A 24961-nucleotide genomic window follows, 5' to 3' on the forward strand; every position below is an offset into this window, starting at 1 on the left:
ATCACGAAGAGACCTTGTGGTAACTGTCACAACGGGTATCCTGGACACTGCGGACTTCCCTGACACCGCTCCCTTGCCTCGAGAGGATGAATGCTGTGACTGCTGACAAGGACGTGCCGAGTGCGGGCGCTCGCCGCTGGACCGGGCGTGCCGCGAGACTTGCCGGGGGACTGACGTTGGGGGTGGCACTGGGCATCGCCGGTGCCGGGGCGGCCTCGGCCGTCGAGATCAACCCGCAGAAGCCCTCCGTGCAGTCGGTGGAGACCACTCCGCAGGTGGAGATCAACCCGCAGGTGGAGATCAACCCGCAGGTGGAGATCAATCCGCAGGTCGAGATCAACCCGCAGGTCGAGATCAATCCGCAGGTGGAGATCAACCCGCAGGTGGAGATCAACCCCCAGTGATCCCCGACTGATCCGCACTGCACGACGGATCGCTCATCGCAGGCCGGCGCCCCTCGGGGTGCCGGCCTGCTGCGCTGCTCACGGCCGGCTCGAGGCCTCCCCGACGTGCGTGATGGCCAGCACCGGTTCACCGCTCTCGTCGGTCGCCTCGAGGTCGAGCTCGGCCTCGATCGCCCAGTCATGGTTGCCCTCGGGGTCGGCGAACGCCTGGCGGATCCTCCACACCTTCGACTCCTCGGTGATCTGCAGCAGCTGCGGGGAGCGGGCCGGACCGTCGATGCCGACGTGGTCGTAGGTGTCGTAGTAGTCGTCCATCGCCGCGGCCCAGCGGGGCCGGTCCCAGCCGGAGTCGCCGTCGAGCTCCGCCAGACGCGCCTCCCGCTCGAAGGCGAAGTGCTCGATGCGCTGCCACATGGCGGCGCGCACCATCGTGCGCAGCACCTTCGTCTGTGCCGAGAGCCCCCGCGGGGTGCTGGGCCGGATCTCGGAGGCGCCGTCCTCCTCGAGCTCCTCCGGATGGGTGAGCGCCTCCCATTCGTCCAGCAGCGAGGAGTCGATGCCCCGCACCAGCACGCCGAGCCACTCGATCATGTCCTCGAGCCCCTCGGTGCGCAGGTCCTGGGGGATGGTGCGGCGCATCGCCTGGTAGGCATCGGAGAGATAGCGCAGCACGATGCCCTCGGAGCGCTGCAGGCCGTAGCGCTGCACGAACTCGCTGAAGGTCTGCCCCGTCTCGTAGATCTCGCGCACCACGGATTTGGGGGAGAGGTCGTCGGTCCGCACCCACGGCCGGGAGCGCGCATAGATCTCCAGCGCCCCCTCCAGATCCTCCGCGAGCGGCTTCGGCCAGGACACCTCGTCCAACCGCGCCATCCGCTCGGTGTACTCGACCCCGTCGGCCTTGAGCTCTCCCAGCAGCTCGCCCTTGGCGGCGTTCTGCTGTGCCAGCAGGATCTGGCGGGGGTCCTCGAGGATCGCCTCGATGATCGAGACGGTGTCCAGGGTGAGGGACCCGGACTCCTCGTCCAGGGAGTCGATCATCGCGATCGCGAAGGGCGCCAGCGGCTGGTTCATGGTGAAGTCCAGCTGCAGGTCCTCGACCAGCGCGAACCGTCGGCCGAGGTGGTCCGGGCCCTCGAGCACGTCGATGATCTCCGCATCCCGCAGCCCGCGGAAGATCTCCACCGCGTCCTTGACCAGCGCGAGCTTCTGACCCGTCGTCTGATGGCTGGTCATGATCAGGTGCCGGCCGGAGGCGATCGCATCCCCCGGCCGCGAGATCAGGGCCAGCACCATGCCGGCGGTGATCTTCAGATGCGGCCGCAGCGATTCGGGGGCGTTCTCGACCAGCTTGGTCATGGTCGCCTCGGACCAGGAGATCGCGCCCTCGGGGACCCGGGGCTTGGGCTCCTTCTTGCGCTTCTTGGCATTGTTGGAGACCGTGCCGGCCTCCTCCCGCAGCCGATGCTTGGCCCGCTCCTTCTCGAACTCGATGGTCCAGGTCGGCGCCTGCACCACCACGTGACCGATGGTGTCGTACCCGGCGCGCCCCGCACGGCCCGCGATCTGGTGGAACTCCCGCGCGTTCAGCAGGCGCATCCGCTTGCCGTCGAACTTCGCCAGCCCGGTCAGCAGCACGGTGCGGATCGGCACGTTGATGCCCACGCCGAGGGTGTCGGTGCCGCAGATGATCTTCAGCAGCCCGGACTGGGCGAGCTTCTCCACCAGGCGCCGGTACTTCGGGAGCATCCCGGCGTGATGCACACCGATGCCCTCGCGCACCAGGCGGGAGAGGATCTGGCCGAAGCCCTTGGAGAAGCGGAAGTCTCCGATGATCTCGCGGATCCGCTCCTTCTCCCCGGGGCCGAGGATCTTCTGGCCCTGCAGCGCCTGAGCCTGGTCGAGAGCATCCTTCTGGGTGAAGTGGACGATGTAGACGGGGGCATCGCGATCGGTGAGGATCGTCTGGATCGTCTCCGGCAGCGGCTCGAGGGACCAGCGGAAGTCCAGGGGCACGGGGCGCGGGGCGTCGTCGATGACGCTCACGTCCCGCTCGGTGCGCTCTTCGAGGTCGTCGACGAAGCGCGCGACGTCGCCCAGGGTCGCGCTCATCAGCACGAACTGGCAGTCGGGCAGCTCGACCAGCGGCACCTGCCAGGCCCAGCCGCGCTGCGGATCGCCGTAGTAGTGGAACTCGTCCATCACCGCCATGCCCACGTCGCTGCCCGGGCCGTCGCGCAGGGCATGGTTGGCGAAGATCTCGGCGGTGCACACGATGATCGGGGCGTCGTGGTTCACCGCCGAATCACCGGTCATCATGCCCACGTTCTCGGCCCCGAACTGGGAGACCAGGTCGAAGAACTTCTCGCTCACCAGCGCCTTGATCGGGGCCGTGTAGTACGAGCGCTCCCCACGGGCCATCGCGGCGAAGAGCGCGGAGTACGCGATCGTGGTCTTCCCGGACCCGGTGGGAGTGGCGGCGATGACGTGGTCACCGGCCGCGATCGCCAGCAGCGCCTCCTCCTGGTGCGGGTACAGGGTGCGGCCGACGGACTCCTGGGCCTCGACGAAACCGTCGACGATCGCGTCCTGTCCGGCATCGGCGGAGCTCTCGGGCAGGAACGGCATCAGGATCGACATGCTCCCAGTCTGCCAGGGAGCTCAGCCGGTGCCGGACCCCCTGCGCACATCACGGCCCTTCGCAGCGAGCGGCGCGACCACCGTCAGCAGCCGCTCCCGCAGCGCGTCGGCCCTCCCGGCCAGCGCCCGCTGACGCCGCACGTACTCGGCCTTGCCCGCGGGCGTCTCGATCGGCACCACCCCAAAGCCGAGCGGACGCACGTCGTACGGGCTCGCCTCCATGTCCAGCACCCGCGTCTCGCGGGCGTGCTCGAAGCAGTCCAGCACGAGCGAGGAGGGCACCAGCGGCGTGAGCTTCATGGCCCACTTGTACAGATCCATCCCGACGTGGAGGCAGGCAGGATTGTCGTTGTCGACCTGTGCGGCGCGCGTGGGCTCGGACGCATTGCGGGGCGCGGCCGACGGGGTGAAGAACCGGAAGGCGTCGATGTGGGAGCACACCAGCTTCTCCCGCTCCACCACCGCGTCGGTCTCCGCCGGGGAGAGCCGCAGCGGCAGGTCCTCGTGGCGCTGCTCGCCGTCGGGCACCCGGTGCACCATCGCCCACTCGTGCAGGCCGAAGCAGCCGAACTCGGGCCGCCGGTGCGTCAGCGAGGAGGCGGAGAGCAGTCGCGTCATGAAGTCCAGGGCCTCGCCGCGCTCGGCGAGGAATCGAGCGATGTCCGCACGGCGCCGAACCACCGGGCCGGGATGGTCGTCGGAGGTGTCGAGGTACCAGGAGCGGCGTCCGGTCCCGTCGACGTCCGCGATCAGGCTCGTCCCGTCCCCGTCCTCGTCGGCCGCCGCGTCGTAGGCGATCTCCCAGCCCGGGTGCCAGCGGCGCAGCCGTGCGGCGGAGAAGGGGTAGTAGGTGAACAGGAAGTCCTCGACGGCATGCTTCTCACCCCGGGCCCTGCGCGCACGGTGGGTCGCCGTGAGGGCGTCGGCACGCTCCTGGTGCGCGCGGCGAGCGGTCGCGACCTGTGCGACCGAGAGCACGCGCACCGGAGCGACGAGGGTCGACATGCTCACGGGACCTCCTGGCGTGCGGGGTGGAAGAGGGAGCCATTCTACGAGCCCCACGGTCCCTCCCCATGCGCTCGTCGTCCACATCGGGACGCGCCTCGTGGCCTCGGCCCACCGGCGGTTCCTAGCGTGGTCGTCATCGAGCGGCAGGGTGTCGCTGGTGGGGAGGGCGATCCAGATGCCAGGCATCGACTACGACTGCGCCGGCTGCGGCCGCCGCCATGAGGGGGCGGACGGCACCGCGGCGAATCCCTGGCCCCTGATCGAGTTCGGCCGCCCCGAGGCGTTCCTGCGGATGAGCCCCTGGGAGCAGCTGATGCGCACCCGGTCCACGGACGAGCTGTGCCTGATCGACAACGGCCGCTCGGTCGACTGCTTCCTGACGGGGTTCCTGTCCCTGGCCGTGCACGGGGGTGGGTCGCGGCTGATCTATGTGCCGTGGGTGCAGGTGGAGGAGAACGACTACCTCGATCTGGTGGAGCACTGGGAGCATCCGCGGTACCGCGGCGACTTCCGCGGCACGCTCGCCAGCGAGCTTCCCGGTCATGGGGACTCGCTGTCGGTGCCGGTGCGGGTGAGCGCCCCCGGTCGGCTGCCTCCGGTGATCACGCCGGAGGCGGGATGCGGGCATCCGCTGGTGGAGGAAGCACGCGAGGGCGTCAGCAGGCGGGAGGCCGAGCTGCGGATCCGTTCGATGCTGCTGGACGACCCGCAGCGGTGAGGTCGCCGCGCGCTCTGCTCTCGTCGAACGCCGAGGTGGCCCGGTCTGCTCCGACAGCAGCTCGCGCACCCGAGGGATCACCTCGGTGCCGTACAGCCGGATCGATTCCATCAGCTGCGAGTGCGGCATGGGCCCGCCGGTGGGTGGAGGTGCCGTCTCGTCGTCGGCACCGCCGGGATCAGGATCGCCGGCGAGCCGGGATCAGAGCGCCCCGTGCAGCCAGCGGCGGTGGGTGTCGATCGCGGCGCGCGCAGGGCGCGCGGGCTGCAGCAGGTCCGGGCCGTTCTCGAACGTTGATTCCCCGCGGTACAGCGCGAAGCGGGAGCCCGTCAGCGCGCTCGTCACGCGCCTGCCGTCCCTGGCGACGATGACGACGGCGCCCCGGTTCATCACCGAGCGATCGATCGCGATGACCGCCACCTCGGGCCAGTCGAGGCGACGTGTGGAGAGATATCCGCGCACCTCCATCCCCGCGGTGGTCACCCGGAAGGCGGGGCGCAGCAGCAGGCCGACCGCGCCGCCGAGCACGATGAGCAGCATCAGGGCGACGGCTGCGAGGAGGAGGTGCGGCCGCTGCGGGACCAGCAGGGCCAGGAGCGCCGTGCTCACCTCCTCCCAGCCTCCCGAGACGAGGCTCCGGGCGTCGCCACCCTCGCCGACGTGCTCGTCGTCCTCCTCGAGCAGGCTCCGCAGGGCGCGCAGGGCGGACTCCAGGTCCTGGATCAGGAAATGATGCAGACCGTCCGCGGAGACCTGTTCCTGGAGCACGGATCCGTCGACGTCGGCGTAGAAGATCACGGTGAGCCCGCGCGGATCGCTCTCGCGGCCGACGGTGAGGCGCCGCCGGGAGCATGCTCGTCGCGCGATGATGCCGGTCACGACCAGACCTGCTCGCACGGCGGAGCCTTCGCCGATCCGGGCACGCCTCTCGCGCGGGGCGAGGGCCGCTTCGGGCGCCGTGAGCCAACGGGCACGGAGGGACCGCGCCCCGGAGAGGACTGCCTCCTCCAGGCCATAGCCCGGAACCCTTTACCGCAGTCCGTCGATCCAGGGGTGTCTCTCACCCGATCGATCGGGCCCGGTCAGTGCGAGCAGCTCCTCATCGGTCAGGGTCGTCAGCAGGCGTGGCGTCGAGGCCAGGTCGCTGGCGAGCGCCTCCGCAGCCAGCAGCGAGCGCTCGTGCTCAGAGATCTGAGAGGTCGTCATGCGCTGCTCCCCTGACTATGGACGGTGCAGCGATCGTATCGAGGTGGAATGCGGACGTGCACGCAGTGATGCGTCGCGGTGCGGGATGTCGGTGCGGGACGTCGCGGCCGGGCGACGACCTAGACTGGCGCGCATGCGCATCGCTCGATTCACCACCGGTGACGATCCCATGTACGGCATCGTCCAGCCCAAGGACGGCCAGGACATGGTCTACGGGATCACCGGCGACCCCCTGTACACAGAGATCCGCCCCACGGGCACCATCGTGCCGCTTCAGGACGTGCGCCTGCTGGCCCCCGTCATCCCCCGCTCGAAGGTGGTCTGTGTCGGCAAGAACTATGCCGCCCACGCCGCCGAGATGGGGGACGAGCTGCCCGAGCAGGCACTGTTCTTCCTCAAGCCCAACACCGCCGTCGTCGGACCGGGTGACCCGGTCGTGATGCCCGCCTACTCCGAGGAGGTCAGCCTCGAGGCGGAGCTCGCCGTGGTCATCAAGCAGATGACCAAGGACGTCACCCCCGAGCAGGTCGCGGACCATGTGCTCGGGTACACCTGTGCCAACGACCTCACCGCCCGGGATGCCCAGCGTGCGGAGAATCAGTGGTTCCGCGCGAAGGCCTTCGACACCTCCTGCCCGATCGGGCCCTGGATCGAGACCGATCTGGACCCTGCGTCCCTCGCGATCTCCAGCACCGTCGATGGCGAGAGGGCACAGCAGGGCTCCACGGCGGACATGGTCCGCTCCGTCGCCGAGCTGATCGCCGAGATCTCCTCCGTCGTCACTCTGCTGCCCGGCGACCTGGTGCTCACCGGCACTCCCGCCGGCGTTCGCACCGTCCCCGCCGGCTCCACCGTCGATATCACGATCGAGGGCATCGGCACGCTGTCGAACCCCATCGTGCGCCGCTGAGCGGCATGCCGCCCCCACCCTCCCGACCAGTCCAGGAGTCCCCCGCGTGAGCACCGTCCCCGCCCCGAGCCCCACCCCGACCGATGAGGTCCGGGTCCGTTTCTGCCCCAGCCCCACCGGCACCCCGCATGTGGGCATGGTGCGCACCGCCCTGTTCAACTGGGCGCACGCCCGCCACCACGGCGGCAAGCTGATCTTCCGGATCGAGGACACCGACGCCGCCCGCGACAGCGAGGAGTCCTACCTTCAGCTGCTCGACGCGATGCGCTGGCTCGGCATCGACTGGGACGAGGGCGTCGAGGTGGGGGGACCGGACGGCCCGTATCGCCAGTCCCAGCGCGGGGACATCTATCAGGGTGTGATCGAGCAGCTCAAGACCTCCGGCCACATCTACGAGTCCTTCTCCACCGCGGAGGAGATCGTCGAGCGGCACCGGGCGGCGGGCCGTGACCCGCAGCTGGGCTACGACGGCTACGACCGCGAGCTCACCGAGGAGCAGAAGGCCGCCTTCCGCGCGGAAGGGCGCGAACCCACCTGGCGCCTGCGGATGCCCCAGGAGGACCTCACCTTCACCGACATGGTGCGCGGCGAGATCACCTTCCGGGCCGGTTCCACCCCGGACTTCGTGGTGGTGCGCGCCAACGGGAAGCCGCTCTACACGCTGGTGAACCCGATCGATGATGCCCTCATGCGGATCACGCACGTGCTGCGCGGCGAGGACATCCTGTCCTCCACCCCGCGGCAGATCGCCCTGTACCGGGCGCTGATCGAGATCGGCGTCGCCGAGCGGGTCCCGGAGTTCGGCCATCTGCCGTACGTGATGGGGGAGGGGAACAAGAAGCTCTCCAAGCGCGATCCGCAGGCCAACCTGTTCCACTACCGGGACCAGGGCTTCACCCCCGAGGGCATGGTCAACTACCTCGCACTGCTGGGCTGGGGCTTCAGCGCCGACGAGGACATCTTCAGCCGCGAGCAGCTCGTCGAGCGCTTCGACGCCTCGGACGTGAATCCGAACCCGGCCCGCGTGGATCTCAAGAAGGCCACCGCGATCAACGCCGACCACATCCGGCTGCTGCCGGAGGCGGAGCTCGCCGAGCGACTGCTCCCGTACCTCCAGGCCGGAGGGGTGCTGGGAGAGCAGATCACCGAGGGGCAGCGGGCGCTGGTCGCTGCGGCCACCCCGCTGGTGCGGACCCGCATGAACCTGCTCGGCGAGGCGCCGGACCTGATGGGCTTCCTGTTCATCGCCGATGAGGACCTGGTGGTCCAGGACGAGGCGCTGAAGAAGCTCGGTGATGATCCGGTCGCCGTGCTCGACCGGGCGATCACCGAGATCGATGCGGTCCCCGAGGACTCCTTCGCCGCCGCCGCGCTCGAGGAGGTGCTCCGGGCGGCGATCATCGAGGAGATGGGCATCAAGCCGCGTCTGGCCTTCGGGCCGCTGCGCAGCGCGATCTCGGGCCGCCGGATCTCCCCGCCGCTGTTCGAGTCGATGGAGCTGCTGGGCAGGGCCTCGAGCCTGGCTCGCCTGCGCTCCCTGCGCGACCGTCTCGCCGCGGAGGTCTGAGCCGCTGGGCGCTGTGGGGCGGGGTGCTCAGCCTCACAGCGTCATCGGCCCTTCTCGCTTTGTCATGTCGAGGAGGACCCGGTAGAGTCTTACCTCGGTACGGCAAGGAAGTTCGGCCCGGAAAGTCCCCGGAATCCACTCGGGACACTGAACGGGAAGAGCGGAAAAACGTGCTCTCACCATGGGGTATGGTGTAATTGGCAACACAGCGGTTTCTGGTACCGTCGTTCTAGGTTCGAGTCCTGGTACCCCAGCGCTTCGCGGCGTCCTCGGATGTCGCGCAGTCCGCGCCCCGTTCGTCTAGCGGCCCAGGACGCCGCCCTCTCACGGCGGTAACACCGGTTCAAATCCGGTACGGGGTACGATGCGAGATCTCACGGTCTCGCTCCGGCCCCGTTCGTCTAGCGGCCTAGGACGTCGCCCTCTCACGGCGGTAACACCGGTTCAAATCCGGTACGGGGTACGAATGAGGAGCCGGCACCTTCGGGTGTCGGCTTCTTCTGCATTCCGCTGTTATCCGGGCACCGTCGCACGTCACGGAGTATCGTCGTGACATGGAACACAGCACTGCTCCCCGAATCACGGTCGGTGTGTTCGATGCCGACGAGTCCGATCAAGCGGTCCGCTGGGCCGCCCGCCACGCCGCCGCCGTCGGCGGCAGCCTCCATCTCGTCCACGCCTTCGTCTGGACCGAGCTCGACGTCAACATCGACCCGATCTCCGGGATGGCCGGTTCGGGATTCCGGGGGGCCGCCCACACCTTGATCCAGGACGCGGTCGCACTCGTGCACGAGACCGGGGTCGAGGTCCCGGTGACCTCCGAGATCGTCGACGGCAATGCGGTGCCGGTGCTGGTCGAGGCCAGTGAGGAATCAGATCTGCTGGTGCTCGGCGGGCGCGGCATGGGGCGACTGATGACGCTGATCGTCGGCTCCAAGTCGCTGGCATTGGCGGCGCGGGCCCACTGCCCGGTGGTGGTGGTGCGGGGCAGGATCGACGGGCGCGGCCCCATCGGGCTGGTCCACCACGACATCTCCACCGAGGTGGTCGCTCGCGCGGCGGACCTCGCCGAGGCCTACGGGCGCGACATCCACCTGGTGGTGCGGCCGGAGACCACGCCGGAGGAGGCCCAGGAGATCCTCGCCGGCACCGCGCAGCGGATCGCCCTGACCCACCCCTCGGTGTTCGTCAAGGAGGTGACGATCGCCGTCTCGGACAACCCCAAGCAGCTGATCCGGGCCAGTGAGGACGCCAGCTTGATGGTGGTCGCGGGGGAACGCTCGCCCGGTGCCGGCGGCAAGGTCGCCGCGCCGCGGCAGCTGGTCAACGTGCTGCGCTTCGCGAACACCCCGGTCTGGATCGAACGGGACTGAGCCGCCTCCGTGCCGGACGGGAGCTCAGGAGCCGGCGCGACGCAGCAGCTCGGTGAGATGGTTCGCCGAGCTCATCACTGAGGCGGCGTGCAGCCGCCCGGGCTGGCGGGTGATCCGCTCGATCGGTCCGGAGATGCTCAGCGCCGCGACCACCCGGCCGTTGGGTCCGCGCACCGGGGCGGAGACGGATCCCACCCCGGGTTCGCGCTCACCGATCGACTGCGCCCAGCCGCGGCGGCGCACGGCCGAGAGCTGGGTGGCGGTGAAGCGGGCCCCGAGCAGACCGCGATGCAGACGGTCCGGCTCCTCCCAGGCCAGCAGGATCTGGGCCGCGGAGCCCGCGCGCATGGTCAGCGCCGCCCCCAGCGGCACGGAGTCCCGCAGGCCGATCGGCCGCTCCGCGGCGGCCACGCAGATGCGGTGGTCGCCCTGGCGGCGATAGAGCTGGGCGGACTCCCCGGTGTGGTCCCGCAGGGCTGCCAGCACGGGCCCGGCCGAGGCCAGCAGGCGGTCCTCACCGGCTGCGGCGGCCAGCTCACCCAGGCGCGGACCGAGGATGAATCGGCCCTGCATGTCCCGCGCGACCAGATGATGGAATTCGAGCGCCACCGCGAGACGGTGGGCGGTGGGCCGGGCCAGGCCGGTCGACTGCACGAGCTGGGCGAGTGTCGCGGGGCCCGCCTCCAGGGCGCCGAGCACTGTGGCCGCCTTGTCGAGCACGCCGACGCCGCTGCCGTTCTCCTCCGAGGTCTTGTCCATGGTCCGATACTGCCGTCTTATTGTGTGAGACGCAAGTGCATCGCATCGTGGACCAGCACACCATGGAGTGAGCGCTCGCACCCCGAGCGCTGCTCAGCATTCAGGAACGTGCCCCCACGACGGGCGCAGGGAAGGATCGACATGGCGGGGACCCTCGCGGAGAAGGTCTGGGCGGATCACGTGGTCCGCCGCGGTGAGAACGGTGAGCCGGACCTGCTGTACATCGACCTCCAGCTGCTCCACGAGGTCACCAGCCCGCAGGCCTTCGACGGCCTGCGACAGGAGGGGCGGGCCCCGCGCCGCATCGACCAGACGATCGCGACCGAGGACCACAACACCCCCACGATCGACATCGACAAGCCGATCGCGGACATCACCTCGCGCACCCAGATCGACACCCTGCGCCGCAATGCCGAGGAGTTCGGCGTGCGCATCCACTCCCTCGGGGACAAGGAGCAGGGGATCGTGCACGTCGTCGGCCCCCAGCTGGGGCTGACGATGCCGGGTGTCACCGTCGTCTGCGGCGACTCCCACACCTCGACCCACGGCGCCTTCGGCGCGCTCGCCTTCGGCATCGGCACCAGCGAGGTCGAGCACGTGCTGGCCACCCAGACCCTCCCGCTGAACCCCTTCAAGACCATGGCGATCACCGTCACGGGATCCCTGAAGCCGGGTGTCACCGCCAAGGACATCATCCTCGCGGTGATCGCGAAGATCGGCACCGGCGGCGGTGCGGGCTATGTGCTCGAGTACCGCGGCGCGGCGATCCGCGCGCTCTCCATGGAGGGCCGCATGACGATCTGCAACATGTCGATCGAGGCCGGCGCGCGCGCCGGCATGATCGCCCCGGACGAGACCACCTTCGAGTACGTCAAGGGCCGCCCCCACGCCCCGCAGGGCGAGGACTGGGACACGGCCGTCGAGCACTGGAGGACGCTGCGCACCGACGACGACGCCACCTTCGACGCCGAGGTGGTCATCGACGCGGACACTCTCGAGCCCTTCGTCACCTGGGGCACCAATCCCGGTCAGGGCCTTCCGCTGTCCGGCCGGGTCCCCGCCCCGGAGGACTTCACCGACGACAACTCCCGCCACGCCGCCGAGCGTGCCCTGGAGTACATGGATCTCGTCCCCGGCACGCTGCTGAAGGACATCAGGGTCGACACCGTCTTCATGGGCTCGTGCACCAACGGCCGCATCGAGGACCTGCGGGCCTTCGCCTCCGTGCTCGAGGGCCGCACCAAGCATCCGGATGTGCGGGTGCTGGTGGTGCCGGGCTCGGCGCGGGTGCGCCTGCAGGCCGAGCAGGAGGGCCTGGACGAGGTGTTCCTCGCCTTCGGCGCCGAGTGGCGTCAGGCCGGCTGCTCGATGTGCCTGGGCATGAACCCCGACCAGCTGGCACCGGGGGAGCGCGCCGCCTCCACCTCCAACCGCAACTTCGAGGGTCGTCAGGGCAAGGGCGGACGCACCCACCTGGTCTCGCCGGTGGTGGCCGCGGCCACCGCCGTGCGCGGCACCCTGTCCTCCCCGTCGGACCTCGGTGCCGATGCCGCCCCCTCCGACCTCCAGCCCGTCGCCTGACCTGCCACTCCAGGAGTTCCTGACATGGAAGCCTTCACCACCCACACCGGCATCGGCGTCCCGCTGCGTCGCAGCAACGTCGACACCGACCAGATCATCCCCGCCGTCTACCTCAAGCGCGTCACCAAGACGGGCTTCGACGACGGCCTGTTCAACGCCTGGCGGACCAATGACCCCGAGTTCGTGCTGAACCGGCCCGCCTACGCGAAGGGCTCGGTGCTGGTGGCCGGCCCCGACTTCGGCACCGGCTCCTCCCGCGAGCACGCCGTCTGGGCGCTGCGTGACTACGGCTTCAAGGCCGTCCTCTCCACGCGCTTCGCGGAGATCTTCCGCGGCAACGCGGGCAAGCAGGGCCTGGTCGCGGGCATCCTCTCCCCGGACGACATCGAGCAGCTGTGGAAGATCCTCGAGGAGAACCCCGGCACCGAGGTCACCGTGGATCTCGAGAACCGGCAGGCCCACGCCGGGGACAGCACCTTCCGCTTCGAGATCGACGACTACACCCGCTGGCGCCTGATGGAGGGCCTCGACGACATCGGCCTGACCCTGCGCCATGAGGAGGACATCACCGCCTTCGAGGCGACGCGCCCCTCCTGGATGCCGAAGACCCTGCCCGCCCGCACCGCCGACTGAGGTCCGCCTCCGGGCGTCCGCCCCCAGCCTCCCTCCGGGGTCGCTCCGGTATGGTGACCCGGTCAGAGAGGGGCGTCCGCGGATGCCCGACCGTCGAGGCAAGGACACCATGAGTTCGACATTCCATGTGCGCGGAGGACGCCCGCTCGACGGTGAGATCACCGTGCGCGGGGCGAAGAACCTGGTCTCGAAGGCAATGGTCGCCGCCCTCCTCGGGGAGGGCCCCAGCGTGCTGCGCTCGGTGCCCGACATCAGCGACGTCCGGATCGTCTCGAACCTGCTGTCGATCCACGGCGTCAAGGTCGAGCACGACATCACCGCCGGCACGCTGCGGATGGATCCCTCGAACGTCGAGCAGGCGCACGTCGCAGACATCGACGCGCACGCCGGCAGCTCACGCATCCCGATCCTCTTCTGCGGTCCGCTGCTGCACCGCCTCGGCGAGGCGATCATCCCTGATCTCGGCGGCTGCCGGATCGGGGATCGCCCGATCAACTACCACCTCGATGTGCTGCGCAGCTTCGGGGCGGTGGTCGACAAGCGCGAGATGGGCATCTACATCACCGCGCCGGACGGTCTGCGCGGCACCAAGATCCATCTCGAGTACCCGAGCGTGGGCGCGACCGAGCAGGTGCTGCTCACGGCGGTCCGGGCGCAGGGCATCACCGAGCTCACAGGCGCCGCGGTCGAGCCGGAGATCGAGGACCTCATCGCGGTGCTGCAGAAGATGGGCGCGCTCATCTCGCTGCAGACCGACCGCACGATCACCATCGAGGGCGTCGAGACCCTGGGCGGCTACCAGCACACGGCGCTGGGTGACCGCATCGAGGCCGGATCCTGGGCCTGCGCCGCCCTGGTGACCGAGGGCGACGTCTTCGTGCGCGGCGCCCAGCAGAAGCCGATGGCGACCTTCCTCAACGTCTTCCGCAAGGTGGGCGGAGGGATCGAGATCCGCGAGGACGGCATCCGCTTCTTCCATCCCGGCACGCCGCTGAAGGCGATCGCCCTGGAGACCGACGTGCATCCCGGCTTCATGACCGACTGGCAGCAGCCGCTGGTGGTCGCGCTCACGCAGGCCGACGGCATCTCCATCCTCCACGAGACCGTCTACGAGAACCGTCTGGGATTCACCTCGGCGCTGAACGACATGGGCGCCCGTATCCAGGTGTACCGCGAATGCCTGGGCGGCTCGAGCTGCCGCTTCGGCCGCAGCAACTTCAAGCACTCCGCGGTGGTCTCCGGCCCCCACGCCCTGCACAGCGCCGATATCACGGTGCCGGACCTGCGCGGCGGCTTCTCCTACCTGATCGCCGCGCTCGGTGCCGAGGGGACCTCCACCATCCGTGGCATCGACCTCATCGATCGTGGCTACGAGTCCTTCCGGGAGAAGCTCTCCGCGCTCGGCGCCGAGTACTGGGAAGAGGACTGAGGATGAACGATCTGCCCGACGAGGACCGGATCACCGGCCCGCTTCCCGGAGCCGCCGGCTCCCTGGCGCTGCGGGACATCCCGATCCCCGACTACTGCGATGTGGTGATCGTGCCCACCGCCGGTGTCGACGAGACCGATCCGCGGGTCTGGGCCGAGGCGATCTTCTCCCACGAGAACACTCCGCTGTCCTCCCGCGGTCTGCGGGCGCTGCGTGATGAGACCATCCGCCTGTTCGACATGGTGCCGCCGCCGCAGAAGGAGTTCGTCACCGACGAGGTGGTCGGCTCCGAGGCCCTGATCATCGACGACGACGAGAAGCTGCGCGTCCGCATCGGGGTGGCGCTGCTGCCGGGCGGTGACCTGCTGCAGGTCACCACGGCGGTGAAGTACCGCTCGGTCCGCGGGCGTCTCGCCTTCGCTCCGCGTCGGCTGATGCACGCCGCAGCGGTCAACACCCTGGCACGTCGGGCACCGACCACCCTGCGCCGACGTGCCCTGGCGAGCGATCCCCGGGGGGCCGCGCTGAGCGGACAGGTCTCCCGCAAGGCGCTCGGCCGGGGCCCCTCGACGCGCCGATGACGAGCCTGCTGCGCAGCTGGGACGTGGGCACCGCCCGGGCCCCGCAGCGGCGTGCGGGCGCCGTCATCGGCGTCGCCCAGCTCCCACTGCGCCCGCTGCTCACACTGCTCGCCAGGCCCCGTTGGCACGGCACCGCGCGCCTGCCCGCCACCGGAGCGGCGATCGTCTGCGGCAACCATCTCAGCGCCTATGACGCCTTCGGCTGCGGTCATCTGCTGCAGGCCTCCGGGATCGCACCGCGGTTCCTGGCCAAGGAGTCGTTGTTCCGCATCCCGGTGCTCGGGGCGCTGCTGCGCGGCGCCCGCCAGATCAGGGTGCGTCGCGGCACCGCCCGCAGCTGCGACGCCCTGGACGATGCGTGGGCCGCACTCGGTCGCGGCGAGGTGATCATGATCTTCCCCGAGGGCACCTATACCCGGGATCCCGAGCTGTGGCCGATGCGGGGACGCCTCGGTGCCGCTCGGCTCGCCCTGGACACCGGTGCCCCGCTGCTGCCGATCGCCACCTGGGGCGGTCGTGCTCTGTGGCCCGTCGGCTCCCCGTTCCCTCGCCCCCGCCCCGGCCGCCACGTGCAGATGCTGGTGGGGGAGCCGTACACCGTCTCCCTGCAGGAGGGGGAGACCTCTCAGCAGGCCGCCCGGCGCGTCACCGAGGAGCTGATGGCGCGCATCGCCGCGCTGCTCGGCCGGCTGCGCGGGCAGCAGCCGCCGACCGTGCTGCATGATGGTCGCCGCGACGCCCACCGCCCCGAGGTCGGCAGGCCCCAGCGCGGGTATCGAGCCTGGAAGCAGACCTCATGATGACCACTCCACCGACCGCTCCCCGCCGTCTCGCCGTCCTCGGTGCCGGCAGCTGGGGCACCACCTTCGCCCGCGTCCTCGCCGACGGCGGGTCCGAGGTCGTGCTCTGGGCCCGCCGCGAGGAGGTCGCACGCGAGATCCGCGAGCAGCACAGCAACCGCGCCTATCTCCCTGACCATTCCCTGCCCGAGACGATCCACGGCACCTCCGACCTCGGCGCGGCGCTCGAGGGGGTCGACGGAGTCGTGATCGCGATCCCCGCCCAGTCGCTGCGCGCGACCCTCGCACCCCATGCCGCCCTGCCCGAGGTCCCGGTGCTGTCGCTGACCAAGGGGATCGAGCGCGGCACCGACGCCCGCATCAGCGAGGTCATCGCCGCGGCCGGGGGCGCGGCGCCGGCACGCATCGGAGTGCTCTCGGGACCGAACCTCTCGGCCGAGATCGCCGAGCGCCGCCCCTGCGCGAGCGTCGTCGCCGCCCCCTCCCAGCAGCTCGCGGAGACCTTCGCCGCCTGGTGCCGGGCACCCTACCTGCGGGCCTACACCTCCACCGACGTGGTCGGGGTGGAGGTCGCCGGCGCCGTGAAGAACGTCATCGCGATCGCGGTGGGCGCCGCGGTCGGGCTGGGGCACGGCCACAACACCACCGCCAGCCTGATCACCCGGGGCCTCGCCGAGATCACCCGGCTCGGCGTCGCACTCGGCGGCCAGGGGGAGACCTTCGCGGGCCTGGCCGGGCTGGGCGACCTGGTCGCCACCTGCGCGTCCCCGCTGAGCCGCAACCACCGCCTGGGCCTCGCCCTCGGGCGGGGGCTGGACGTGGAGGCCGCCGCCGCCGAGGTGGGCCAGACCGCCGAGGGCGTCGCCACCGCCCGGGCGGTCGCGGATCTCGCCGCGCGGCTCGGGGTGGACATGCCGATCACCCGAGCCGTGGTCGCCGTCGTGGACCATGGCGAGGGCATCGATGAGGTCACCACGGCGCTGTTGTCCCGCTCGGTCCGCCCCGAATGAATATGCTCTGAGGCATGAGAACCACCGTCGCCCTCCTGTTCGGCGGCCGCAGCGGCGAGCACGGCATCTCGTGCGTCACCGCCGGCGGCATCCTGGCCGCGATCGATCGCGAGCGCTTCGAGGTGATCGCGCTCGGCATCACCCGGGAGGGCCGCTGGATCCACGTCTCCGACGACCCCAGCGACTGGACGCTGGTCGACGGCCGCGCCCCGGAGGTCGATCCCACCGGCAACGAAGTGCTGCTTCCCGACGCCCGTCACCGTCCCGGGGAGCGGATCACGCTGCGCACCGTGCGGGACGGCGCCGTCCACGACCTCGCCGACATCGACGTCCTCTGGCCGCTGCTGCACGGCGCCTACGGCGAGGACGGCACGGTCCAGGGCATGCTCGAGATGCTCGACATCCCCTACGTGGGCAGCGGCGTGCTCGCCTCGGCCACGGCGATGGACAAATCCGCCACGAAGCTCGTGCTGCGGTCCGCCGGCCTCGAGTGCGCCCCCGGCATCGTGGTCCACGAGGACGGTTGGGCGTCCGAGTCCCATCGGGTCGCCACCTACCTGCGCGACACCCACCCGCTGCCCTGGTTCGTCAAGCCGGCCCGGGCCGGGTCGAGCCTCGGGGTGACCCGGGTGAGCGACCCCGAGAAGCTGGAGGCGGCGATCGGGAGCGCCTTCGCCGTGGACCCCAAGGTCCTGGTGGAGGAGGGTCTGGACGCGCGTGAGGTCGAGTGCGGCGTGCTCCAGGGCCGGGACGGCCGCGAGCCCAGCACCACCCTGCCCGGTGAGGTGAAGGTCGGCGCGGACCTCGACTTCTACGACTTCGAGGCGAAGTACTTCGGCAAGGGCACCGTGAGCATCGACGTGCCCGCCTCACTGCCCGATGCCGTGCTCGAGGAGGCCCGCGAGGTGGCCGGCCGCGCGTTCCGGGCGCTGGGCCTGGAAGGACTGGCGCGGGTCGACATGTTCGTCACCTCCGACCACCGGGTGCTGGTCAACGAGGTCAACACGATGCCGGGCTTCACCCCGTACTCGATGTTCCCGGTGCTCTGGGAGAACATGGGGCTGAGCTATGCGGATCTCATCGCCGAGCTGATCGAGCAGGCCCGTGCCCGTCGTCTCGGCGCGCGCTGAGAACTGCGGGCTGAGGGTTACTGCACATCCCCGGGGCCGATGCAGCGCTCCGTGGCCTCGATGTTCCGGGTGATCACCTGGGCGAGGTCCAGTGCCGCGCCGGAGGGCTGATCGGGCGCGGCCGAGCTCGGCACCGACACGTCGACCGCCGGTTCGCGTCCGTAGGTGGTGTACAGGAATCCCGGGTCCTCGCCCTCGAGCTCCTGGACGATCCAGTCGACCTCCACCCCGTTGCCGTCGGCGAGAGTGGTGCACAGCTCCGTGGTGGGACCGGGTGGGGTGACGCCGCAGCGCATCACGATGGTGTCCTCGCCGCTGCCCCAGGCGACGGTGCCCTGGCTCGAGGTCTCCGTCCGTTCCAAGCCCAGCACCTCGGGCGGGGCACCGAGCACGACGTCGGCGCAGGTGGGATCCGCGGCCTCGGGACCGGGAGGCACCTGCACGGTGCCGCAGGAGACGAGACCGAGGGCCATCAGGCCGGTGACGGGCAGGGCGAGCAGACGAGAGCGGAGCACCCTGCGAGCCTATCGGGCACGGTCAGGCAGACTGGGCACATGGCAGGTGAAAACTCCGACAGCATCCCGCGCGGCGAGGCCGCGCTCCTGGCCCGCATGCTCCCGCACCTGCGCCCCGGCCCCGAGGTCGAGGTGGGCCCCGGCGACGACGCCGCGGTGGTGCGCCTGCCGTCGCCGCGCCTGGTGGTCACCACCGACACCCTGGTCGAGGGTCATGACTTCCTCGGCCACGCCACCACCGCCCGCTGGATCGGCTGCAAGGCCGCGGTCCAGAACCTCGCCGACGTCGCCGCGATGGGTGCGGTGCCCCTGGCGCTGGTGGTCGCGATCTCCGCCCCGGCCGGCACCCCGGCCACCGTCTTCGAAGAGCTGACGATCGGTCTCACGGCGCGCACCGAGGCCGAGGGTGCGAGCCTCGTCGGCGGTGACCTCGGCCGCGCGGAGCACCTCACCGTCACCGTCACGGCGATGGGGTCCCTCCCCCTGGACCAGGAGCCGGTGCGCCGCTCCGGAGCCCTGCCCGGGGACGTCCTCGCGATCGGCGCTCCCCGCCTGGGTCGCTCCGCCGCGGGTCTCGCCCTGGTGCTGGGGGAGCGGGCCCTGGTGAGGCCGGGAGCCGACGGCAGGCCGACCGTCATGCTCCGTGGCATCCAGGACCCCTCCGCCGCTCGTCTCGTGCAATGGCACGACGCCCCCGATCCGGATCTCTCGCTGGGCTGGACCGTCGGCCGCAACGCGCGCGCGATGATGGACCTCTCCGACGGGCTGGTCCGTGACGGTCGCCGGCTCGCCGCCGCCTCGCAGGTCACCCTCGACCTGGATGGCGCGGCGCTCGCCCCCGACGTCGAGCAGCTCAGCGGGCTCGCCGCGGAGCTCGGCGCCGACCCCTGGTCATGGGTCCTCCACGGCGGCGAGGAGCACGCGATGCTCGCGACCTTCGCGCCCGGCGGCGTGCCGGCGGGCTTCCGACCCATCGGTCAGGTCCGGGCACCCTCGGGCCACGGCCCCGAGGTGCTGCTGGACGGGGCACCCATCGAGGGGGCCGGCTTCGACCACTTCGGCTGAGCCCCGATAGGCTGTCGGGCGGCGCTCTTCGCGCCACCGCCACGATCCTCCGGAGGTTCTTCCATGCCGTTCACCGTCAAGGCTCTGCAGAAGACCGGACCCGAGCAGCCGTTCCGGGTCACCACCATCGAGCGCCGCGACCCGCGCCCCGATGACGTCGTGATCGACATCCGCGCCGCCGGGATCTGCCACAGCGACATCCACACCATCCGCAACGAATGGGGCGAGGCCAGCTTCCCGCTGACCGTCGGCCACGAGATCGCGGGCGTCGTCTCCGCCGTGGGCGCGGACGTCACCGACTGGAAGGTCGGGGACCGCGCGGGCGTGGGCTGTCTGGTGAACTCCTGCGGGAGCTGTGAGGAGTGCCGCGCCGACCAGGAGCAGAACTGCCTGGAGGGCAATGTCGGCACCTACAACGCCAGAGACGTCGACGGCACCGTGACCCAGGGCGGGTACGCCGAGCAGGTCGTGGTCAACGAGCGCTTCGTGTGCCGCATCCCCGACGAGCTCGCCTTCGACGCCGCCGCCCCGCTGCTCTGCGCCGGGATCACCACGTACTCCCCGCTGCGCCGCTGGGGCGCCGGGGAGACGGTCGACGGCCGCGCCAAGCGCGTCGCCGTCCTGGGCCTGGGCGGGCTCGGCCACATGGGCGTGCAGATCGCCGCGGCGATGGGCGCCGAGGTCACCGTGCTCTCCCGGACGCTGAAGAAGGAGCAGGACGCCCTCGCACTCGGTGCGACGCGGGTGCTGGCCACCACCGAGGAGGACTTCTTCCGCGACCACCGCGGCGAGTTCGATCTGATCCTGAACACCATCAGCGCCTCCATCCCCGTGGACCGCTACCTGGGCCTGCTCGCCCCCCGCGGGGTGATGGCGGTGGTCGGCCTGCCGCCGGAGCAGCAGCCCGTGGGCTTCGGCTCGCTCATCGGCGGTGCCAAGGTGCTCGCCGGCTCCAACATCGGCGGCATCGCCGAGACCCAGGAGATGCTCGACTTCTGCGCCGAGCACGGCCTCGCCGCGAAGGTCGAGGTCATCGGCGTCCACGAGGCCGATGCCGCCTACGACCGCGTGGTCGCCGGTGACGTGCACTTCCGTGCCGTGATCGACACCGCGACCTTCGCGGACGCCGCGGCGGAGTGAGCGAGGCGGAGTGAGCACCCCCTCCCGCCGGTTCCGCCCCGCCACGCCGGCCGACGCCGCCCGGGACGGCCACCGCTTCGCGTGGCTGAAGCCCGACGGCTGGCGGGAGAGCTTCCGCGCCCTGGTGCTCGAGGTCGAGGACGGGGGCGGCGGCGCGACGGTGATCGGCGTGGGCCGCATCGGCCCGAACACCGTCCATCCCGGCCTCGATCTGGTGGAGCTCGAGATCGATCCCGCGCACCGCCGTCAGGGCCACGGCACAGCGCTTCTTCACGAACTCGGCACATACAGCAATAATTCGCTGTCCAGCAAGGTGCAGCCCGGCTCCGAGCGCGACAGCTTCCTGCGCTCCCACGGAGCGGTGACCTACCTCGAGGTCCCGCTGCTGCGCGTCGATGTCACCGCGGACCGCACCGCCCGCTGGTGCGCCGCAGTGCGCGGGGCGACAGAGGTGCAGGGGGCCCGTGCGGTGCCGTGGACCGCTCTGCACCGCGAGCAGCTCGTCGACGCGCTCACCGACCGTTACGCCTGGCAGCACGCCAGCTGGTCGCCGACCGCGCCGCGCGAGGTGCTCCGGCGCAAGGTGGGGGCGGAGTTCTTCGAGGAATCCGTGCGCGAGCACTCCTGGGCCGTGGTCCGCGACGGCGAGATCACGGCGCTGGCCGACCTCTACGACGACGAGCGCGGCTCGGGCGGGCCCGTCGGCCCCCATCGCGAAGGCGCCCTCGAGGCCGTCGACGCCGCGGCACCGCAGGCCCGGGCCGACGTCGCACTCTGCATGGCCGCCATGCTGGAGGACCTGCGGGAGCTGGGCGCGGAGACGCTGGACCTCGACAACCACCCCACCGATCCGCACACCGCCCCGCTGCTGGCCACCCTGGATCGCACCGAGGTCGACCCGGTGCAGCTGGTCGAGATCCCGAACGGCCTCACCGCAGTGCTGCGCGACGTGCCCTGAGGCTCAGCGCAGGCGCCGCACCGGCAGATCGGTCTCCATGGCCCCACCGTCGGCCCCGCGCTCGATCCGCGTCACCCGCGCGCCGTCGACCTCCGCGACCGCCTCGACCAGCTCGGTGCCGCGGAAGAGCAGCCCCGAGCCGTCGTCGGTGCACAGCGCGGAGCCCAGCGTCCCTGCGGCGACCAGCTCGTACAGCAGCGGCCGGCGGCGCTGCTCGGAATCCATGTGCACGCCGTTGGCGCCCGGCAGGAAGCCCAGCCCGTCCCTCACCGGCCGCAGCTCGGGGCCGAAGGAGTCGGTGACCCCTCCCTCGAACCAGCAGAGCGACCCGGCCGAGATGCCGGCCAGCACCACACCGTCCTGCCAGAGCCGGCGGAGGATCTCCGGCAGCCCGTGGGCCCGCCACACCGCGAGCAGATTCACCACCGAGCCGCCGTTGACCCACAGCACGTCGAATCCGCGCAGGTAGTCCTCGATGTCCTCGACGTTCGGCTGCGGGAACAGGCTCAGGTGGTGCAGCACGTACCCCGCCTCCCTCGCAGCCTCCTCCATGTCGCGCTGGAAGCCCTTGTCGTCACCGCTGGCGGTGCCGATGTTGCAGATCCGCGGTGGACGGTCGGTGCGGGGACCCTGCTCCCTGGCGAGCTCGAGGGCGAAGGCCATCATCGGCCCGAACCCGAAGCGCAGCCGGGCGTGCGGGAGATAGCCGGCACTGGTGGCCAGGATGGTGGGCGCAGACGCGGGCACGGGGTTCTCCTCGATGTCCAGAGGCATTCAGAGGCACGAGAGCCCCCACCCCGAAGGGTGAGGGCTCTCATGAATGAGTCCTGAAAGGTCTCGCTCAGGCACCGAGCGTGCTGACCTTGCCTGCCTTGAGGCAGGAGGTGCACACGTTCACGCGCTTGCTGGTGCCGTTGATCACAGTGCGGACCGACTGGATGTTCGGGTTCCAGCGACGCGAGCTGCGGCGGTGCGAGTGAGACACGGCCTTGCCGAAGCTGGGGCTCTTGGCGCAGATGTCACACGTGGAAGCAGCCACTGTCGTCTCCTGGTACGTCGATGTTCTGATCGCGGTGCCCGCTCCACCCCCGCGCCGGAACGGCGGGGTCGGTGACCTGGGTGAGCACGGAGGTGCGAGCCCCCGGCGGTCAGGGCAACCACGGAATCATAGCCCACATGGCCGTGTCCCTGAAGGGGAGGGGCGCTCCGAGGGGTTGTGGATTCCGCCACAGCGTCACAGGGCAGTGGCACGATGGGGCCTCGCAGGTCGCACCGTACGGGACCACGCACACCGAGCACGAGGAGACGCCCGCATGGCCAGGAGGCAGGAGACCGCTCGCGGCTCGATGCCGCTGAAGGAGCTGCTGATCTCCAAGGAGTCCACGGCGATGGCCTCCTTCGGTGTGCGTGACCTGGACACCATGATGCGCTTCGCCCCGCGGCGCTATGTGGTCCCCGCCCCCCTGCGATCCCTGCACGAGGTGAACCGGGGCGAGGAGGTCAGCGCCGTCGTCTCGGTGGTCTCGCTCCGGGACCGGGCGATGCGCAGCCGCCACGGCTTCATCCTCGAGGTCGCCGTCTCCGACGGGGTCGAGGAGATCGTGCTGACGTTCTTCCTCACCAAGCAGCACCAGCTGCAGTGGCATCGCGGCAGGCTCCCGGTCGGTGCACGGATCATCGTGCACGGCACTGTCGGCTTCGACGACTACCGCCAGGCCCTCCAGATCACCCACCCCGCCTACGAGCCGGTCGAGGACACGGAGGAGGGACGGGCCTGGGCCCAGCGGCCGCGGCCCGTCTACCCGCTGCGGCAGAACATCGCCCAGGCGACCATGCGCTCGGCCACCGAGAAGGGGCTGGAGTTCGCCGGCTCGCTCAGCCGACCCGTCCCCGACGAGGTGATCGCCCGCCGCGCCCTGCCCCCGCTCGAGGAGGCCGCGCGCCTGGTCCACACCCCGCTGACCGTCGAGGACACCCGGCACGGCATGGCCCACCTCCGCTATGAGGAGGCCTTCATCCTGCAGGCGATCTTCGCCCAGCGCCGAGGCCAGGACGAGCGCACCCCCGCGCCGGTGCTCGCCGCCGAAGGGCCGCTGCAAGGGCTGTTCGACGCGCGCCTGCCCTTCACCCTCACCGACGGCCAGTGCGCGATCGGCACACGGATCGAGGAGCGGATCGGCAACAGCCATCCCACCAGCGTGCTGCTGCAGGGGGACGTCGGCTCCGGCAAGACCGTCGTCGCGCTGCGCGCGATGCTCCGCGCCGTCGACTCCGGCCACCAGGCCGCGCTGCTCGCCCCCACCGAGGTGCTCGCCGAGCAGCACCATCGCACCCTGCTCACCCTGCTCGGCGACCTCGCCCGGGCCGGGCAGCTGGACGGTCACGAGGCGGCGACCCGGGTCCGTCTGCTCACCGGCTCCCAGCGCACCGCCGGTCGCCGCGAGACCCTGCTCGATGTCACCTCCGGGCAGGCCGGGATCGTGGTGGGCACCCATGCGCTGCTCACCGAGTCCGTGGAGTTCGCCTCGCTGGGGCTGGTGGTGATCGACGAGCAGCACCGCTTCGGGGTGGACCATCGCCGACGGCTGCGCACCAAGGGCCCGGCGGGTCAGAGCCCGCACGTCATCGTGATGACCGCGACCCCCATCCCGCGCACCGCGGCGCTGGCGACCGTGGGCGACCTCGACGTGCTCTCCCTGCGCGAGAGCCCCGGACTGCGCGCCGGGGTCACCAGCTTCGTGGTCCACGAGAAGCTCCCGAAGTGGGAGCAGCGGATGTGGCAGCGCGCCGCGGAGGAGATCACCGCGGGCCGCCAGGTGTTCGTCGTCTGCGCCCGCATCGACGAGGACGATGCCGCCGACGACGCCCCCGCCCCGCCGGAGCTCGACGAGAACGGCAACGAGAAGCCGCCCACGCTCGAACCGGCCCGCGGAGTCACCCAGACCGCGCAGCGCCTGGCAGAGCGTCCCGAGCTCGCGGGCGCCCGGATCGGCATCCTGCACGGCCGACTGACCGGCGAGGAGAAGCAGGAGGTGATGGCGCAGATGGTGCGCGGCGAGATCGACCTGCTGGTCTCCACCACGGTCATCGAGGTGGGCGTCGACGTGCCCAACGCCTCGACGATGATCGTGCTGGACGCCGAGCGCTTCGGCGTCTCCCAGCTCCACCAGCTCCGCGGTCGCGTGGGCCGCGGCGAGCACGCCGGCATCGCCTTCTTCGACACCACCGCGGAGGTCGGCGCGGAGCACTCCCAGCACCTCCGGCGCATCGCCGAGGCGGTCGACGGCTTCGCGCTCGCCGAGCTCGACCTGCGCCGCCGCGGCGCCGGCGACCTGGTGGGGGAGGAGCAGTCCGGACTGCAGCGCACGCTCAAGCACCTCGACGTGATGCGTGATGCCCGCGTCATCGAGCAGGCCCGCGAGGACGCCTTCGCGGTCGTCGCCGCCGACCCTGATCTCGCGGCCCACCCCGCTCTCGCCGGTGCCATCGCGGACCGCCTGCGGGACGCCGACCCCGACGTGGAGAGGAGCTGAC

At 70.9% G+C, this 24961-nt stretch carries 24 protein-coding genes and 3 tRNA genes; 19 read left to right on the forward strand and 8 right to left on the reverse strand.

The annotated features are described in order from the left end of the window. Window positions 1-95: 95 nt before the first annotated feature. Complete coding sequence (locus CFK38_RS09555; protein WP_096802863.1) at window positions 96-404, forward strand: hypothetical protein; 309 nt, start codon at window positions 96-98, stop codon at window positions 402-404. Window positions 405-482: 78 nt separating this feature from the next. Here the strand turns inward: CFK38_RS09555 and CFK38_RS09560 are convergent, their stop codons facing one another. Both CFK38_RS09560 and CFK38_RS09565 read right to left on the reverse strand, forming a co-directional pair. Then, window positions 483-3044 carry a DEAD/DEAH box helicase gene (locus CFK38_RS09560; protein ID WP_096802864.1) on the reverse strand — a complete coding sequence of 854 codons (2562 nt, stop codon included), beginning with the start codon at window positions 3042-3044 and terminating at the stop codon, window positions 483-485. A 21-nt stretch (window positions 3045-3065) separates the two neighbouring features. Next, complete coding sequence (locus tag CFK38_RS09565; RefSeq protein ID WP_096802865.1) at window positions 3066-4049, reverse strand: 3-methyladenine DNA glycosylase; 984 nt, start codon at window positions 4047-4049, stop codon at window positions 3066-3068. A gap of 178 nt (window positions 4050-4227) precedes the next feature. Here CFK38_RS09565 and CFK38_RS09570 point away from each other — a divergent pair, with 178 nt between their 5' ends. Further along, window positions 4228-4770: a DUF2199 domain-containing protein gene (locus tag CFK38_RS09570; RefSeq protein ID WP_157773431.1), complete on the forward strand. Its 543-nt coding sequence runs from the start codon at window positions 4228-4230 to the stop codon at window positions 4768-4770. 201 nt (window positions 4771-4971) lie between these two features. On the opposite strand, the gene CFK38_RS09575 is transcribed toward CFK38_RS09570, so the two are convergent. Next, on the reverse strand, window positions 4972-5649 hold the full coding sequence (locus CFK38_RS09575) for a PH domain-containing protein (RefSeq protein WP_096802867.1): 678 nt from the start codon (window positions 5647-5649) through the stop codon (window positions 4972-4974). Between the two features lie 150 nt (window positions 5650-5799). Beyond that, window positions 5800-5976 (reverse strand): hypothetical protein, encoded by a 177-nt coding sequence (locus CFK38_RS17155; RefSeq protein WP_157773432.1) that lies wholly within the window; start codon window positions 5974-5976, stop codon window positions 5800-5802. Between the two features lie 133 nt (window positions 5977-6109). On the opposite strand from CFK38_RS17155, the gene CFK38_RS09580 reads away from it, so the two are divergent. From CFK38_RS09580 to CFK38_RS09605, 6 genes are all read left to right on the forward strand, one after another. Next, the gene (locus tag CFK38_RS09580; protein ID WP_096802868.1) at window positions 6110-6886 is read left to right on the forward strand and encodes a fumarylacetoacetate hydrolase family protein; all 777 of its coding nucleotides are present in this window, start codon (window positions 6110-6112) and stop codon (window positions 6884-6886) included. Window positions 6887-6932: 46 nt separating this feature from the next. Next, window positions 6933-8453, forward strand: a complete 1521-nt coding sequence (gene gltX / locus CFK38_RS09585) for a glutamate--tRNA ligase (protein ID WP_096802869.1) — start codon at window positions 6933-6935, stop codon at window positions 8451-8453. Window positions 8454-8635: 182 nt separating this feature from the next. Further along, window positions 8636-8707, forward strand: a tRNA-Gln gene (locus CFK38_RS09590). A 35-nt stretch (window positions 8708-8742) separates the two neighbouring features. Then, window positions 8743-8815 (forward strand) — tRNA-Glu (locus CFK38_RS09595). 28 nt (window positions 8816-8843) lie between these two features. Beyond that, window positions 8844-8916: transfer RNA gene (locus CFK38_RS09600), tRNA-Glu, on the forward strand. 91 nt (window positions 8917-9007) lie between these two features. After that, entirely contained in the window at window positions 9008-9826 is an 819-nt protein-coding gene (locus tag CFK38_RS09605; protein WP_096802870.1) for a universal stress protein, read from the forward strand. A gap of 24 nt (window positions 9827-9850) precedes the next feature. Here CFK38_RS09605 and CFK38_RS09610 read toward each other — a convergent pair whose 3' ends face one another. Continuing rightward, window positions 9851-10585, reverse strand: a complete 735-nt coding sequence (locus CFK38_RS09610; RefSeq protein WP_096802871.1) for an IclR family transcriptional regulator — start codon at window positions 10583-10585, stop codon at window positions 9851-9853. A 141-nt stretch (window positions 10586-10726) separates the two neighbouring features. On the opposite strand from CFK38_RS09610, the gene leuC reads away from it, so the two are divergent. From leuC to CFK38_RS09645, 7 genes are all read left to right on the forward strand, one after another. Continuing rightward, a complete protein-coding gene (gene leuC / locus CFK38_RS09615; RefSeq protein WP_096802872.1) occupies window positions 10727-12166 on the forward strand; it encodes a 3-isopropylmalate dehydratase large subunit in 1440 nt (479 codons plus the stop codon). 24 nt (window positions 12167-12190) lie between these two features. Then, a complete protein-coding gene (leuD, locus tag CFK38_RS09620; RefSeq protein ID WP_096802873.1) occupies window positions 12191-12799 on the forward strand; it encodes a 3-isopropylmalate dehydratase small subunit in 609 nt (202 codons plus the stop codon). Window positions 12800-12908: 109 nt separating this feature from the next. Next, window positions 12909-14228, forward strand: coding sequence for a UDP-N-acetylglucosamine 1-carboxyvinyltransferase (gene murA / locus CFK38_RS09625; RefSeq protein WP_096802874.1), 1320 nt, complete (start codon window positions 12909-12911; stop codon window positions 14226-14228). Window positions 14229-14230: 2 nt separating this feature from the next. Continuing rightward, window positions 14231-14809 (forward strand): DUF2867 domain-containing protein, encoded by a 579-nt coding sequence (locus CFK38_RS09630; protein ID WP_096802875.1) that lies wholly within the window; start codon window positions 14231-14233, stop codon window positions 14807-14809. Beyond that, entirely contained in the window at window positions 14806-15609 is an 804-nt protein-coding gene (locus CFK38_RS09635; protein WP_096802876.1) for a lysophospholipid acyltransferase family protein, read from the forward strand. Before CFK38_RS09630 ends, CFK38_RS09635 begins: the two co-directional genes overlap by 4 nt. Continuing rightward, window positions 15609-16619, forward strand: coding sequence for an NAD(P)H-dependent glycerol-3-phosphate dehydrogenase (locus tag CFK38_RS09640; RefSeq protein ID WP_096804298.1), 1011 nt, complete (start codon window positions 15609-15611; stop codon window positions 16617-16619). The genes CFK38_RS09635 and CFK38_RS09640 overlap by 1 nt, the downstream gene beginning before the upstream one ends. Window positions 16620-16633: 14 nt before the next feature. Further along, the gene (locus CFK38_RS09645) at window positions 16634-17749 is read left to right on the forward strand and encodes a D-alanine--D-alanine ligase family protein (protein WP_096802877.1); all 1116 of its coding nucleotides are present in this window, start codon (window positions 16634-16636) and stop codon (window positions 17747-17749) included. A 17-nt stretch (window positions 17750-17766) separates the two neighbouring features. Here the strand turns inward: CFK38_RS09645 and CFK38_RS09650 are convergent, their stop codons facing one another. Then, a complete protein-coding gene (locus CFK38_RS09650; protein WP_096802878.1) occupies window positions 17767-18264 on the reverse strand; it encodes a DUF3515 domain-containing protein in 498 nt (165 codons plus the stop codon). A 39-nt stretch (window positions 18265-18303) separates the two neighbouring features. Here CFK38_RS09650 and thiL point away from each other — a divergent pair, with 39 nt between their 5' ends. The 3 genes from thiL (at window position 18304) to CFK38_RS09665 (ending at window position 21427) form a co-directional block, all read left to right on the forward strand. Then, a complete protein-coding gene (thiL, locus tag CFK38_RS09655) occupies window positions 18304-19329 on the forward strand; it encodes a thiamine-phosphate kinase (protein ID WP_096802879.1) in 1026 nt (341 codons plus the stop codon). Between the two features lie 63 nt (window positions 19330-19392). Further along, entirely contained in the window at window positions 19393-20469 is a 1077-nt protein-coding gene (locus tag CFK38_RS09660) for an NAD(P)-dependent alcohol dehydrogenase (protein ID WP_096802880.1), read from the forward strand. Between the two features lie 10 nt (window positions 20470-20479). After that, window positions 20480-21427: a GNAT family N-acetyltransferase gene (locus tag CFK38_RS09665; RefSeq protein ID WP_096802881.1), complete on the forward strand. Its 948-nt coding sequence runs from the start codon at window positions 20480-20482 to the stop codon at window positions 21425-21427. Between the two features lie 3 nt (window positions 21428-21430). On the opposite strand, the gene CFK38_RS09670 is transcribed toward CFK38_RS09665, so the two are convergent. Both CFK38_RS09670 and rpmB read right to left on the reverse strand, forming a co-directional pair. Next, window positions 21431-22174 (reverse strand): Type 1 glutamine amidotransferase-like domain-containing protein, encoded by a 744-nt coding sequence (locus tag CFK38_RS09670; RefSeq protein ID WP_096804299.1) that lies wholly within the window; start codon window positions 22172-22174, stop codon window positions 21431-21433. Between the two features lie 94 nt (window positions 22175-22268). Continuing rightward, entirely contained in the window at window positions 22269-22466 is a 198-nt protein-coding gene (rpmB, locus tag CFK38_RS09675) for a 50S ribosomal protein L28 (protein ID WP_096802882.1), read from the reverse strand. Between the two features lie 274 nt (window positions 22467-22740). Between rpmB and CFK38_RS09680 the strand changes: the two genes are divergently transcribed. After that, on the forward strand, window positions 22741-24960 hold the full coding sequence (locus tag CFK38_RS09680; RefSeq protein ID WP_096802883.1) for an ATP-dependent DNA helicase RecG: 2220 nt from the start codon (window positions 22741-22743) through the stop codon (window positions 24958-24960). Window position 24961 lies beyond the last annotated feature (1 nt).

It is taken from the genome of Brachybacterium vulturis (assembly GCF_002407185.1).
GTDB lineage: Bacteria > Actinomycetota > Actinomycetes > Actinomycetales > Dermabacteraceae > Brachybacterium > Brachybacterium vulturis.

Excerpts from the sequence above, each read along its gene's own strand:
- CFK38_RS09660 (WP_096802880.1), top strand. The coding sequence starts at position 19,393 with ATGCCGTTCACCGTCAAGGCTCTGCAGAAGACCGGACCCGAGCAGCCG.
- CFK38_RS17155 (WP_157773432.1), bottom strand. The coding sequence starts at position 5,976 with ATGACGACCTCTCAGATCTCTGAGCACGAGCGCTCGCTGCTGGCTGCG.
- CFK38_RS09580 (WP_096802868.1), top strand. The coding sequence starts at position 6,110 with ATGCGCATCGCTCGATTCACCACCGGTGACGATCCCATGTACGGCATC.
- murA (WP_096802874.1), top strand. The coding sequence starts at position 12,909 with ATGAGTTCGACATTCCATGTGCGCGGAGGACGCCCGCTCGACGGTGAG.
- CFK38_RS09640 (WP_096804298.1), top strand. The coding sequence starts at position 15,609 with ATGACCACTCCACCGACCGCTCCCCGCCGTCTCGCCGTCCTCGGTGCC.
- CFK38_RS09605 (WP_096802870.1), top strand. The coding sequence starts at position 9,008 with ATGGAACACAGCACTGCTCCCCGAATCACGGTCGGTGTGTTCGATGCC.
- CFK38_RS09610 (WP_096802871.1), bottom strand. The coding sequence starts at position 10,585 with ATGGACAAGACCTCGGAGGAGAACGGCAGCGGCGTCGGCGTGCTCGAC.
- CFK38_RS09570 (WP_157773431.1), top strand. The coding sequence starts at position 4,228 with ATGCCAGGCATCGACTACGACTGCGCCGGCTGCGGCCGCCGCCATGAG.
- leuD (WP_096802873.1), top strand. The coding sequence starts at position 12,191 with ATGGAAGCCTTCACCACCCACACCGGCATCGGCGTCCCGCTGCGTCGC.
- CFK38_RS09645 (WP_096802877.1), top strand. The coding sequence starts at position 16,634 with ATGAGAACCACCGTCGCCCTCCTGTTCGGCGGCCGCAGCGGCGAGCAC.
- CFK38_RS09560 (WP_096802864.1), bottom strand. The coding sequence starts at position 3,044 with ATGTCGATCCTGATGCCGTTCCTGCCCGAGAGCTCCGCCGATGCCGGA.
- CFK38_RS09565 (WP_096802865.1), bottom strand. The coding sequence starts at position 4,049 with ATGTCGACCCTCGTCGCTCCGGTGCGCGTGCTCTCGGTCGCACAGGTC.
- CFK38_RS09635 (WP_096802876.1), top strand. The coding sequence starts at position 14,806 with ATGACGAGCCTGCTGCGCAGCTGGGACGTGGGCACCGCCCGGGCCCCG.
- CFK38_RS09630 (WP_096802875.1), top strand. The coding sequence starts at position 14,231 with ATGAACGATCTGCCCGACGAGGACCGGATCACCGGCCCGCTTCCCGGA.
- leuC (WP_096802872.1), top strand. The coding sequence starts at position 10,727 with ATGGCGGGGACCCTCGCGGAGAAGGTCTGGGCGGATCACGTGGTCCGC.
- thiL (WP_096802879.1), top strand. The coding sequence starts at position 18,304 with ATGGCAGGTGAAAACTCCGACAGCATCCCGCGCGGCGAGGCCGCGCTC.
- CFK38_RS09680 (WP_096802883.1), top strand. The coding sequence starts at position 22,741 with ATGGCCAGGAGGCAGGAGACCGCTCGCGGCTCGATGCCGCTGAAGGAG.